Below are 11,885 nucleotides of genomic sequence, written 5' to 3'. Positions count from 1 at the left end.
CTTAATTTATCATTATTCCAAGGCAGGGCACAAGAGAATCAACAGTCCACACCTATTTTTCAGGGTACAGCCATATTCACCGTTTATAAAGTGCCTCTTATCCCTTTACAGGAAAGCCGCAAGCTCCCGGGAAGCTATATCGCTACTGTGAATCTGTTCCAGACCAGGGTTCGCCTCATTCTGATGGCGCTGAAGCACTTCATCAATAATCTCATCAATCCGCAGGAAGGGAATCTCACCGCGCAGGAAGCGGGCTACGGCGACCTCATTGGCTGCATTAAAGGCTGTTGTAAATGTGCCGCCCGCAATACCGCAGTCAATGGCCATCTTCAGTGCCGGATAGCGCTCATAATCCATCTCCCGGAAGGTCAGGCTGGCCACCTGAGCCAGGGACAAGCGCTTCGCAGGAGACGGCCAGCGGTCAGGATAGGTGAGTGCATATTGAATGGGAACCCGCATATCAGGAGTCCCAAGCTGAGCAATAATGCTGCTGTCGCAGAACTCCACATACGAGTGAATGATGCTCTCCGGATGCAGCACCACATCAATCTGCTCATAGGGAAGGGCGAACAAATGGTGGGCCTCAATAACTTCCAGGCCTTTGTTAACCATGGTTGCCGAGTCAATAGTAATCTTGGCCCCCATGCTCCAGTTGGGGTGACGCAGTGCGTCCGCTACGGTAACATTCGTAAGCTGTTCACGCTTATAATCACGGAACGAGCCACCAGAGGCTGTAATGGTAATTGAAGCTACATCATTACGGTTCTCGCCATTTAAGCATTGAAAAATTGCTGAATGCTCGCTGTCAACTGGCAGCAGCTTCACGCCTTTGCGTCCAGCAAGCTCTGTAACCAGATGTCCGGCGGTCACCAGTGTCTCCTTATTAGCCAGTCCAATATGTCTGCCGGCTTCAATCGCCGCAAGTGTGGACTGAAGCCCCACACTGCCTACAAGCGCAGTTACGACCGTCTGTGCATCGCCTCCGGCAGCAATCTCCACCAGACCTTCACTTCCGCTATACAGCTCCACACCGGCAGGCAGACTGGATCTGATCTCCTCTGCAAGCTCCTTCGTGGAGACCGATACACGGCGCGGCCTGAAGCGGCGGACCTGTTCCAGCAGCAGCGAAATATTACTTCCCGCCGCCAGTCCATCGACTTCAAAAGCTTCCGGATGCATAGCTACCACATCCAGCGTCTGGGTACCGATGGAACCCGTGGAGCCGAGAATACTAATTCTTTTCACAGTTGCTTTCCTTCTCCCTGTCGTTAATAGTAAGGCATCAGCATTACGATATGTACGAAAGGAAATACGATGATCCAGCTGTCGCAGCGGTCCAGGATGCCTCCGTGACCCGGCAAAAGTGAGCCTGAATCCTTAATACCGTACACCCGTTTATAGGCAGATTGTACAAGATCTCCGAGTTGACCCAGCACCGCGCAGGCAATTCCAATTAGCAGCGCGCGTAGGATGGTCAGCAGATCAGGAACTACTATGGCAAACACAATTGATATGACAGCAGAAATTACCACTCCACCAAGAGCACCCTCAATAGTCTTGTTAGGACTGATTGCAGGCCACAGCTTGTTCTTTCCGAAGCTTCTGCCGACAAAATAGGCTCCGGCATCACTGCCCCATATACAGCACAGCAGCAGGATCGTCCAGAAGAGGCCATGGCCATCACCCGCACCGCGGGCGATTCCCATATACGAGAACCCCATCCCTATGTAAACAATGCCTGTGAACATCATTGCGGTAATTTTGATATCCAGCTTATTCTTGCTGAACACAGTGACCAGCAGGAACAGCAGCAATACCAGCCATATCCCCTGTTCCCAGGAGAATAGTTTTTTCATTTCCAGGAGGTCCCATGGAATCATAAAGCCTACAACAGAGGCATAACCAAATACAGCCGTCAGTCCGAAGGTTGCTGTACCTGTCATTTTCACAAATTCATAATAGCCGATGAGGGCCATGGCAGTCAGCATCAGCTGATACGGCCAGCCGCCCCAATAGCATAACCCTAAAAACAAGGCCCCGGCAACAATTCCGGTAATCAATCGCTGCTTCAAAGAATCCCTCTCCCATCAGGCTACTTCAATCCACCGTAACGGCGTGTGCGGCGCTGATATTCAGCCACAGCCTGCATCAGATGCGACTTGTCGAACTCCGGCCAGTAAGCATCCGTAAACCAAAATTCACTATACGCGACCTGCCACAGCATAAAGTTACTTAGCCGCATTTCACCGCTGGTGCGGATCAGCAGGTCAGGATCAGGTAACCCCCCGGATAACAGCCTGCTGTCAATCAGCTCTGAAGTAATCTCTTCAGGAGACAGGACTCCTGCCTGAATATCCCTGCCCATGCCGCGCATACAATCCTCAATTTCTTTACGGCCGCCATAGTTAAGTGCAAAATTCAGAATAAGTCCGGTATTGCTCTGGGTACGGGCCACAGCTTCTTCCATCGCCTTGCGCGTATGGGAAGGCAGCGAGTCGGTATCACCCATAACGCGAACCTGCACATTCTTTTCAATTAATTCGTCCAGTTCAATCGCCAGGAATTCAACGGGGAGACGCATCAGGAAATCCACTTCATCCTTCGGCCGGCTCCAGTTCTCCGTAGAGAAAGCGTACAGAGTCAAAAATTCTACTCCGAGGTCGTTCGCTGCAATCGTAGCACGTTTGACTGCCTTCATCCCGTTCTGATGGCCTACAACCCGGGGCATACCGCGCCGTTTCGCCCAGCGACCGTTGCCATCCATAATTATCGCTATGTGCCGGGGAATATTATCCGGTGAAATCTCGACTGGCTCCTGCCTGTCTTTACGGCTCAGCCATTCTTGAATCCGTTTGATCATTTCCGTTTCCTCCAAGCTCTTATCAGAAAGAGACAAACCCCACCATTAACGGAGGGGCCTGAAGTCTCATGAATTTCGTTATACTTCCATAATCTCTTTTTCTTTGGACAAGAGCACTTTGTCGACTTCAGCTATGAACTTATCCGTTGTTTTCTGGATATCTTCCTGATGTCCATGGGACTCATCTTCAGAAATGCCGTTCTTCTCCATCTTCTTGATGTCATCGTTGGCATCGCGGCGGATGTTGCGGATCGCTACCTTAGCTTCTTCACCGAACTTCTTGGTGAACTTCACCAGCTCAGTGCGGCGTTCTTCAGTAAGCGGAGGAATCGACAGGCGGATGATTGTACCGTCATTAGCAGGTGTAATCCCGATGTCGGATTTCATAATCGCCTTTTCGATGTCTGACATTGAGGTTTTGTCCCACGGCTGGATCAGCAGGGTCCGGGAATCCGGTGTGCTGATGTTAGCCAGCTGATTGATCGGAGTTGGAGCACCGTAATATTCAACCTGGATGCGATCCAGCAGCGACGTCGAAGCGCGTCCTGCCCGCAGTGTTGCCAAGTCGCGTTTCAGCGAGAGAATCGCTTTTTCCATACGCTCTTCGGCATTCTTCTTAACCGATTGTGGCATTTAATTTACACTCCCTTTAACGATCGTCCCGATTTTTTCACCGAGAACGACGCGTTTAATATTGCCTTGCTCTGTAATAGCAAACACAATGAGCGGTAGATTATTATCCATGCAGAGTGAGGAAGCGGTAGAATCCATAACCCCCAGGTTTTTGTTCAGAATATCCATGTAAGTCAGCTGCTCGTATTTGACAGCCGTGCTGTCCTTGAACGGATCTGCTGAGTAGACGCCGTCTACCTTATTCTTGGCCATGAGGATAACCTCGGCTTCAATTTCGGCTGCTCTAAGCGCTGCCGTAGTATCAGTCGAGAAGAACGGATTCCCTGTCCCTGCGGCAAAAATAACTACGCGGCCCTTCTCCAGATGCCGGATCGCCCGGCGGCGGATATAGGGCTCAGCGATCTGCTGCATGGCGATAGAGGTCTGAACCCGGGTAGGGACATCAATCTGCTCCAGAGCGTCCTGTAATGCCAGCGAGTTCATCACAGTGGCCAGCATCCCCATATAATCGGCCGTTGCCCGGTCAATACCGCTTGCACTTCCGGCGATTCCGCGCCAGATGTTGCCACCGCCGCATACAATCGCAACCTGAACTCCAAGCTCCACGACTTCCTTGACCTGCTCTGCAATAGAGATGATCGTATCGGCATCGATGCCATAGCCATTCTGTCCGGCGAGCGATTCACCGCTTACCTTAAGGACCACTCTCTTAAATACCGGTTGTTCCAATTGTATACCCTCACTTTCTGCAAAAGACGGAACACTACTTGTATGTGTTCCGCTCTTTTGATGCTTGCCTGTATTCAGTTCTTATTCAATGACCTGCAGTTATTATTGTTTTACTTGTGCCATAACTTCTTCTACAAAATTGTCGACTTTCTTCTCAAGACCTTCACCCAGTTCGAAACGAACGAAGCGGCGGATGGTGATGTTCTCGCCGATTGTGCTGATTTTTTCATTCAGCAGCTGGGAGATTGTCTTATCCGGGTCTTTAACGAAGGATTGCTCCATCAGGCAATATTCTTCATAGAACTTGCTGATGCGGCCTTCCACCATTTTTTCAACGATCTTCTCAGGCTTGCCTTCGTTCAGCGCTTGTGCCTTAAGAATTTCTTTTTCCTTCTCAACGTCTGCAGAAGGTACTTCTTCACGGCGAACATACAGCGGGTTCGCTGCTGCGATCTGCATAGCGATATCGCGTGCGAATTCTCTGAAGGAATCCGTTTTGCCTACGAAGTCAGTTTCGCAGTTAATTTCCACCAGAACGCCAATACGGCCGCCAGCGTGGATATAGGATTCTACAGTACCTTCAGTAGCAATACGTCCTGCTTTGTTTGCTGCTGCGGACAAACCTTTTTCACGAAGCAACTCAGCTGCTTTGGTGATATCGTTGTTTGCTTCTTCCAGAGCTTTTTTACAATCGAGCATTCCTGCCCCTGTTCTTTCGCGAAGTTCCTTCACTGCTTTTGCATCTACTGCCATTGTTATTCCCTCCAGGGTCATATTCGTTGTCATGCACTTGCTTGCATTTTAAAAAAAGGGCAGTGAGAGGTTATCCACCTGCCAACCACCCTTTTTCATTTAAGTTCTTATTTTATGTTCCGGTTGCTACTTAAGCTGTAGTTGTGTCTTCGCCCTGATGAGCTTCAACAACAGCATCAGCCATTTTACCAGTCAGGAGCTTCACGGCGCGGATAGCGTCGTCATTGCCTGGAATTACGTAGTCAATTTCATCCGGATCGCAGTTAGTATCAACGATAGCTACGATAGGAATACCCAATTTGCGAGCTTCTGCTACTGCAATGCGCTCTTTACGCGGGTCAATGATGAACAGCGCGCTTGGAAGACCTTTCATGTTCTTGATACCGCCCAAGAATTTCTCAAGACGATCTTTCTCTTTGCGGAGAAGGATAACTTCTTTCTTAGGCAATACTGCAAAGGTACCGTCTTCTTCCCATGCTTCCAGTTTCTTCAGGCGGTCAATACGCTTCTGAATGGTCTGGAAGTTAGTCAGGGTACCCCCGAGCCAACGCTGGTTAATGAAGAACATACCCGAACGTTCAGCTTCTTCTTTAACGGAATCCTGAGCCTGCTTCTTTGTTCCTACGAATAGGATTGTGCCGTTGTCTCCAGCGACGCTCTTTACAAAGTTGTAAGCTTCCTCTACCTTCTTGACTGTTTTTTGCAAGTCAATAATGTAAATTCCGTTTCTTTCAGTGAAGATATAACGATCCATCTTTGGATTCCAACGACGAGTCTGATGACCGAAGTGAACCCCAGCTTCGAGAAGCTGCTTCATGGAGATTACTGCCATCTTCACACACCTCCTAGTTTTGGTTTATTGTGTGTCTCCTCCGCCGCGCGTCATCTTTCAGCAAGACTTTCTTCAGAAGAAAGCACCCCTTACCGAAATCAACCGGCGTGTGTTTTAACACCGTCAATTAATATATCATAATAAAACAACCTATGCAACGATTACTTTTTTACGGTAATCAGCTTGTCAATGATGGAGTTGATGCTCTCTCCCTTGGTGAAGCTGTAGCTGCCGTATTGAATGATAGTGTTCACCTTACGGCCGTTTGCCGTCTGGAGAAACTTATTCTTGTCCTCAATTACCCCGGCTTCCGCAAGTAAATCTGCCGTCTGAGAGAGGGTAATTCCAGTAGGAATCTTCAAAGAGATTACTCCGTCTACCGCAGCCACAGGTGCTTCAGGCGTAGCCGGAGCTTTGGTAACAGGTGCTGCGGTGCTCTGCGGCTGTGCAGGAGCTGAAGGCTTGCCCGGAGTCGCTGCGGCGCTTGGCGCTGCGGCCGGCTTGGGCGGAACACCAGGCGTAGAGGCCGGTGTTGCTGCTGGCTCACCGGAAGCCTTGGCCCGGGCACCCTCCTCCGGCGATGGCGTTGCTGTTGCAGCAGCTTCTGCCGGATCTACAACGGTCAGGTTCAGGCCAGCCGCTTGCCGGATCAGTTCTTCTTTGGTCAGCGGCGCCGTCCGCCCGGCTATCATCAGCTGCAGCAGCAGCGCTCCGGCTATAAGCCCGATCCCTAGTCCCAGCATAAAGAACCGGTTCTTCATGATACGGATTCCTCCTGCTGGGCAAGCTGCAGGATCAGCTGCACCTCGCCCCGCTGAAGACCGGCGGTCTTAGCGATAGAGTCGATCGATTTCCCCTGCTCATGCAGCTCGAACAGCCGGGGATACCGCAGCTTAATGGAGCTCACGGGTCTTGGCTTAACAGGAGGTACTGCCTCAGTTGCCTGCTCTGTGCCCTGAGGCTTCTCCGCGTGGCCGGGCGAAGCCTCCCGCGAGAAGGTGGCGGCCAGCTGAAGCAGACCCTTCTCTTCCGCAGTCAGCCGCGCATCCATCAGCAGCAGGCTCTTCTGCAGCTCGCCCACCTGCTCCCGCAGTACAGCGATTTCTTCCTGGAGGGCTGCCTTATTGCTCTGTGACTGTGTCTTAATGCTGCCCACCAGCTTCAGCAGCTCGGAGTTCTCATGCTCGATATCCGCCATGTAGAGCTCCAGAGCTGCCTCCGTCTCCTTCAGGCTCTTCTTCTCTGAGTCTTCCTTGCCCGTCCTGGCCGGCAGCCGCAGGGCATAAACAATAGCAACTGCACCTACCAGCACAATATATACCCATGGTTCCAAGTGTGTAATCTCCTTCTGCGTTTAATTCATAAGATGCCTTAACTGCATTTGAGGTTATTCTGTCCCAATCAGAGACTGAAATCTATACGGTGCCCCTTATAGGGATGTTCGGCATCATGGGTGTTCTCCTGCTTATCCGGCTTGCGGGGTTGAGGCTGACTGCCAGAACCGTTCCCTTTGCCGCCGTCCCGCAGGGCCGATTCGGCAGACTCGTCAACCTCAGTGCTGCGCAGCGAGATTTCCTGGCTATGCTTGACATTCTGGCCTGCCAATTGCTGCTGGTCGAGTGCAGGTCGCTGCTGAAGGTTGTTCTGAACTTTGGCCGCATCATGGGTACGGGGCAACGCAATTTGCAATTCCACCGGTTTCAGACTCATAAGATCCCTCTTCTCCAGTCATTGGTTTCAGAATCAAGGAATAGCAGGCCGCCTCGGCTGCCTGCCTGATTATACATACGGTATTATGGATATATCCCCTTCACTATAAATGAAGGATACCCGCTCCGTCGGGTCTTTGACAAACCTGGTGTACCTTCCGATTACGATCTTAGAGCCTCCATAGATCGTTTTGACGACATCCACCTTAGCTCTGCCGGTGTCCTCCAGCATACGCTCGATCTCCAGTACACGCTCTTTAATTCTCTTTTCATCACGCATATGGGATTGCTTGGTTGCATTAAGCTTGACGCGAAGCGCCACCTTATCCGGCGACAGCTGCCCATTGTTCGCCAGCTGATTAAGCAGATACAGCGCCTTATTGGTCTTGTCCTCATTCTCTAGAAGCTGCCGGAGCTCCTGGCGCAGTTCGTTGATCTCATTTCTCAGCTCTGGAACAACGCCCACTTCAACCGCTGTAGCTGTAGACATGGTATTGCCGATGGTACGGGCGATCACACGCTCCCCTGCCTGTACGATCCCCCCGACGATTAAGCCTTTGGCCCCGTTGCACAGCACATCATGACCTGCCCGGATGCTGGAATGCATAATGCTTTGGGAAACGATAATATCCTCCCCGGCCACAACATTGCCGTCCTGGATGAACGAGACCTTAACATTTTTACCGGCGCTTACGAGGCCTTTATTATAACCGATGATACCGCCCGTAATCTCGATGGACCCGCCCGATATCAGTTCGGCTCCCTCTACCCCGCCGACCACCCGGATATCTCCTGCGGATTTGACGGTGAAGCCGGTAAGCACATTGCCGCGGATGACCACCGTACCCACGAAATCAATATTGCCTGTGCTGTAATCCACATCCCCATTGATTTCATACACCGGAAAAACATTGATTTTGCCCTTGTCTGTCAGCGTAACCAATCCGTCAATCGCCGAATACATGGAGGTCTCTTCCTGATCCACCACCACATTCTTGCCTACCTTGAAATGAGCCTCCTTCCCTGCCCGGAACGGAAGCTCTTCACCTGTTACCATTTTGCCGCTCACGCCGTTCTCTGCCGGAATAACCTTGGCAATAAGCTGGCCCTTCCTTACGTTATGCAGCCGGACCAACTCCTTGTAATCCACCTTGCCGTCCTCTTTCTCGAGAGGCTTGCGGTCCTCCTCCATGTCAACGGTCAGCACAACCCGGCCGTCCTTACCGTTGACAGCAGGCTGTCCAATCGCGATAGGCACCCGGTTCCAGAAATATTCTTCCGGGTTACTGCTAATCCGCTGAACAATATCATGCTGTATACCGAAACGAATATTGTGACTGAACAGGAAGCTCTCAAGGTCCTCGACCGAACAGGTGAAATTCTCATCCTTCTTGGTGAACTGAAGGTAAGCGATCCCCTTATCCTCCGAAAAAGTAATGCTCAGGTATTGGCTCAATACATATTGACCGATCAATTTCTGCTCCCCCTTGTCACCGTCACCCGGTTAATCATTTTGCATTAGAAGGTCCCGGTTCTTCTCAAGTGTGCCTCTTAGCCGCAAAATAGCTTTGGAATGAAGCTGGGAGATTCGCGAAGGAGACAGTGACATCACTTCCGCAATCTCGCTTAAAGATAAATCTTCATAATATAAAAGGGACACGACGGTCCGTTCTTTCACTGTTAGTTTCTCGATGCCTTTGGTTAGCGTATCCCGCAGATAGAACTCATTCACTTTACGGTCCGGATTCTTGGCCTTGTCATCTACCAATATGGACATTCTTGTCTCTGATTCCTCTTCGCGTATAGGATCTTCCAATGAACAGAGCGACATGACTGCGACATCCTGCAGCATCGTCTGAAACTCCGTTTCCGAAATATTCAGATATTGGCTCATTTCATCATCAGTTACTGATCTCAAATACTTCTGCTCCAGCTGCTGGTAGGCATCCTCGATTTTTTTCGCTTTTTCGCGTACGGATCTGGGAACCCAGTCACTTTGCCGCAGAGAATCAAGGATTGCTCCCCGTACCCGCCACGATGCATAAGTCTGGAATTGAAGCCCCCGCTTGTAGTCGAATTTTTCGATGGCATCAATGAGTCCCATAACGCCGTTGCTGGCCAAATCGTCCTTGGAGACGTTTTTAGGCAGTCCTACTGCCAGACGGCTGGACACATAATCAACAATGTGGAGATAACTCTCAATCAGCTTTTTTTTAGCTTCAGGATCGCCGTGCTCTTTCCACTGCTCCCAAAGCATATCTGTATCCGACTGAGCTGCTTTACGCTCGTTCAACGGCTTTCACCCTTCCCAAAGTTTAGTCAGCGGGCAAACATGCGGCGCAAGATGACGGACTTTCGCCGCAACACTCGCTTATTCTTCTTTCAGGTGACGAACGGCCTTGGCCAATTCTTCAGGATCTTTCATAGAGACTAGCTTCGGAGGCTGCAAAGGCGTGAATCCCCCTGGCTCTTCACTGGCCGCCTCCCGTTTTGGGGTAAGCAGGTCCTTGAGCTCCTGATCCTCTTCAGGTGTACTAATATCAAGCTTCACGCCAAGAGACTCTCCGTTATCGAACAAACCGGCTTCCGGGTCTGAGGATTCTTTTCCGATAATAAAACCCAATACCCATCTCAGGCAAAAAGCAAGCACAAACCAGATAATAAATCCGTACATGCCCCGGATCAGGCTGGTACCCAGCAGGTTCTGCCCGTTGTTAGCAAGGAAGGTTAGTACAAATCCGATCAGTCCGGCCACAATATTCAGCAATAGTTTCCTGCTCATGGCTAAATTTCCTTCGGGCCTTTTTGAACGCTGCGGATAAAAATCACTCCGGTATTGCAGGAGATTTCTATCGTGCGCCCATAATTGCCGCCCGTATCCTCCGCGATAAGCGGAATATGAAGGCTCTCAAGAGCAAGCTTGCAGGATTCCACATTCCGAGGCCCGATCCTCATGGTGTCACTCCCTCCGGCAAAAGCAAACATCTGCGAGCCTCCGGCCATCTTGGCCACAATCCGGCTTCTAACCGCTCCCAGCCCCAGCAGGCGGGCCAAAAGCTCAGGTACAGCAGTATCTGCGAACTTGGCGATATTCAGCTGTCCCTCCCGGGCAATCTCTGACGAAGGCAGCATGACATGAGCCATCCCCGCCAGCTTTTTACCAGGATCAAACAGAGTTAGACCTACGCAGGAGCCAAGACCGGTCGTACGGATAAGGCTGTCCTGGCTGCCTACGTTCAAATCCGCCATCCCTACTTTAATGATGCTCTGCTCTTCAATCATTGTCGAACGGTACTCCTAAAGCCTTGAATATTTTGGGGAACGATTCCGGATCGGGAATGAGGAAGAATTGTCCTTCAATTTCATTTTGGCCTTCTAAAAAAGTCGTATCGATCAGCAGCGCATCATCACCCATCTGACCGAACTGCAGCAGCCCGTAGCCAAGAATGGCTCCGGCCATATCCATCGCAAGCGCCGGCACTGTCGGATACATGCTCAAGGAGGTGAAGTCCGCCAGGGAAGAGAGATAAGAGCCGGCCAGAATATTGCCGATCTCGCTTAGTGCGGATAATTCCATTTCACTCAGCTCATCGCCGCCGGAGACTTCAATGCCGGCAATCCGGCTAAGCAGGTTGCTTGCCGCTTCCGGGGTAAGAATGAAGAACAGGTTCCCCGGGGCTTCACCTTCCACACGCAGGAATACCGCGTATACCAGCTCCTCCGCTCCGCCCACCTTATCGGTGATTTCCTCGAAGCTGAGCAGCTGTACCTTAGGGACGGCCATGTCAATCGGCTTATTGAGCAGTTGGGATAAGGCGGTGGCTGCGTTGCCGGCCCCGATATTCCCTACTTCCTTAAGCACATCCATTTTGAAGTCTTTGAAATTCTTGAATAGCTCCATAGGCTAGCCCTCCAGGCTTTCCAGCTGCACGATTTCACTCTTGTTCAGCACTTCAGACAGGTTGAGCATAATCAGCAGACGGTCATCCCCGATTTTGGCGACCCCGTCCAGATACTTCGCCTTGATGCCGCCAACAACATCCGGCGGTACATCGATAATGTCACGGTTCAAGTCGATGACATCGTTGGCTGAATCGACAATGAAGCCCACTTCCATCTCATTCACATTGACGATAATGATCCGGGTCTGGTCCGTGTGTTCCGCTTCCTCAATGCCGAAGCGTCCGCGCAGATCAATAACCGGAATCACGACGCCGCGCAGATTGATCACACCTTTGATGAAGGAATAGGTCTTCGGTACGCGGGTAATCGGCATCATACGTTCAATCGTCTGGACCTTCTCTACTTCAATGCCGTATTCTTCAGTGCCAAGCTTGAATACAATTACTTTGATATCTTCAGCCATGGA

At 50.9% G+C, this 11,885-nt stretch carries 16 protein-coding genes; all 16 read right to left on the bottom strand.

What is annotated here, in order from left to right; genetic code table 11:
* Positions 1-105: 105 nt before the first annotated feature.
* The 16 genes from NSU18_RS00990 to NSU18_RS00915 all read right to left on the bottom strand — a co-directional run bounded on the left by NSU18_RS00990 (position 106) and on the right by NSU18_RS00915 (position 11,882).
* Positions 106-1,245 carry a 1-deoxy-D-xylulose-5-phosphate reductoisomerase gene (locus tag NSU18_RS00990; RefSeq protein ID WP_341022644.1) on the bottom strand — a complete coding sequence of 380 codons (1,140 nt, stop codon included), beginning with the start codon at positions 1,243-1,245 and terminating at the stop codon, positions 106-108.
* A gap of 23 nt (positions 1,246-1,268) precedes the next feature.
* Entirely contained in the window at positions 1,269-2,072 is an 804-nt protein-coding gene (locus NSU18_RS00985) for a phosphatidate cytidylyltransferase (RefSeq protein ID WP_341022645.1), read from the bottom strand.
* A gap of 20 nt (positions 2,073-2,092) precedes the next feature.
* Positions 2,093-2,860 carry an isoprenyl transferase gene (locus tag NSU18_RS00980; RefSeq protein ID WP_341022647.1) on the bottom strand — a complete coding sequence of 256 codons (768 nt, stop codon included), beginning with the start codon at positions 2,858-2,860 and terminating at the stop codon, positions 2,093-2,095.
* A gap of 78 nt (positions 2,861-2,938) precedes the next feature.
* Complete coding sequence (frr, locus tag NSU18_RS00975) at positions 2,939-3,493, bottom strand: ribosome recycling factor (RefSeq protein WP_341022649.1); 555 nt, start codon at positions 3,491-3,493, stop codon at positions 2,939-2,941.
* Entirely contained in the window at positions 3,494-4,222 is a 729-nt protein-coding gene (gene pyrH, locus NSU18_RS00970; RefSeq protein ID WP_341022651.1) for a UMP kinase, read from the bottom strand.
* A 102-nt stretch (positions 4,223-4,324) separates the two neighbouring features.
* Positions 4,325-4,975 carry a translation elongation factor Ts gene (gene tsf, locus NSU18_RS00965; RefSeq protein WP_036724710.1) on the bottom strand — a complete coding sequence of 217 codons (651 nt, stop codon included), beginning with the start codon at positions 4,973-4,975 and terminating at the stop codon, positions 4,325-4,327.
* A gap of 130 nt (positions 4,976-5,105) precedes the next feature.
* Positions 5,106-5,807 carry a 30S ribosomal protein S2 gene (rpsB, locus tag NSU18_RS00960; RefSeq protein WP_036692565.1) on the bottom strand — a complete coding sequence of 234 codons (702 nt, stop codon included), beginning with the start codon at positions 5,805-5,807 and terminating at the stop codon, positions 5,106-5,108.
* 161 nt (positions 5,808-5,968) lie between these two features.
* Positions 5,969-6,568, bottom strand: a complete 600-nt coding sequence (locus NSU18_RS00955) for a hypothetical protein (RefSeq protein WP_341147956.1) — start codon at positions 6,566-6,568, stop codon at positions 5,969-5,971.
* The gene (locus NSU18_RS00950) at positions 6,565-7,140 is read right to left on the bottom strand and encodes a hypothetical protein (protein ID WP_341147955.1); all 576 of its coding nucleotides are present in this window, start codon (positions 7,138-7,140) and stop codon (positions 6,565-6,567) included. The genes NSU18_RS00955 and NSU18_RS00950 overlap by 4 nt, the downstream gene beginning before the upstream one ends.
* Before the next feature lie 68 nt (positions 7,141-7,208).
* Positions 7,209-7,517: a hypothetical protein gene (locus NSU18_RS00945; protein WP_341022655.1), complete on the bottom strand. Its 309-nt coding sequence runs from the start codon at positions 7,515-7,517 to the stop codon at positions 7,209-7,211.
* Positions 7,518-7,586: 69 nt separating this feature from the next.
* Positions 7,587-8,990, bottom strand: coding sequence for a DUF342 domain-containing protein (locus NSU18_RS00940; protein WP_341022656.1), 1,404 nt, complete (start codon positions 8,988-8,990; stop codon positions 7,587-7,589).
* Positions 8,991-9,020: 30 nt separating this feature from the next.
* Positions 9,021-9,809 carry a FliA/WhiG family RNA polymerase sigma factor gene (locus NSU18_RS00935; protein WP_341147954.1) on the bottom strand — a complete coding sequence of 263 codons (789 nt, stop codon included), beginning with the start codon at positions 9,807-9,809 and terminating at the stop codon, positions 9,021-9,023.
* A gap of 78 nt (positions 9,810-9,887) precedes the next feature.
* Positions 9,888-10,298, bottom strand: a complete 411-nt coding sequence (locus NSU18_RS00930) for a hypothetical protein (RefSeq protein ID WP_341022659.1) — start codon at positions 10,296-10,298, stop codon at positions 9,888-9,890.
* A 2-nt stretch (positions 10,299-10,300) separates the two neighbouring features.
* Complete coding sequence (locus NSU18_RS00925; RefSeq protein WP_036724701.1) at positions 10,301-10,798, bottom strand: chemotaxis protein CheD; 498 nt, start codon at positions 10,796-10,798, stop codon at positions 10,301-10,303.
* On the bottom strand, positions 10,791-11,417 hold the full coding sequence (locus tag NSU18_RS00920; RefSeq protein ID WP_341022661.1) for a chemotaxis protein CheC: 627 nt from the start codon (positions 11,415-11,417) through the stop codon (positions 10,791-10,793). Before NSU18_RS00920 ends, NSU18_RS00925 begins: the two co-directional genes overlap by 8 nt.
* 3 nt (positions 11,418-11,420) lie before the next feature.
* A complete protein-coding gene (locus NSU18_RS00915; RefSeq protein ID WP_036692546.1) occupies positions 11,421-11,882 on the bottom strand; it encodes a chemotaxis protein CheW in 462 nt (153 codons plus the stop codon).
* Between the last annotated feature and the right edge of the window lie 3 nt (positions 11,883-11,885).

This window comes from Paenibacillus sp. FSL H8-0048 (assembly GCF_038002825.1).
In the GTDB taxonomy this organism is placed as follows: Bacteria; Bacillota; Bacilli; order Paenibacillales; family Paenibacillaceae; genus Paenibacillus_AQ.
Note: the sequence above shows the minus strand (reverse complement) of the source record. Positions and strands in the feature narration are given on the sequence as shown.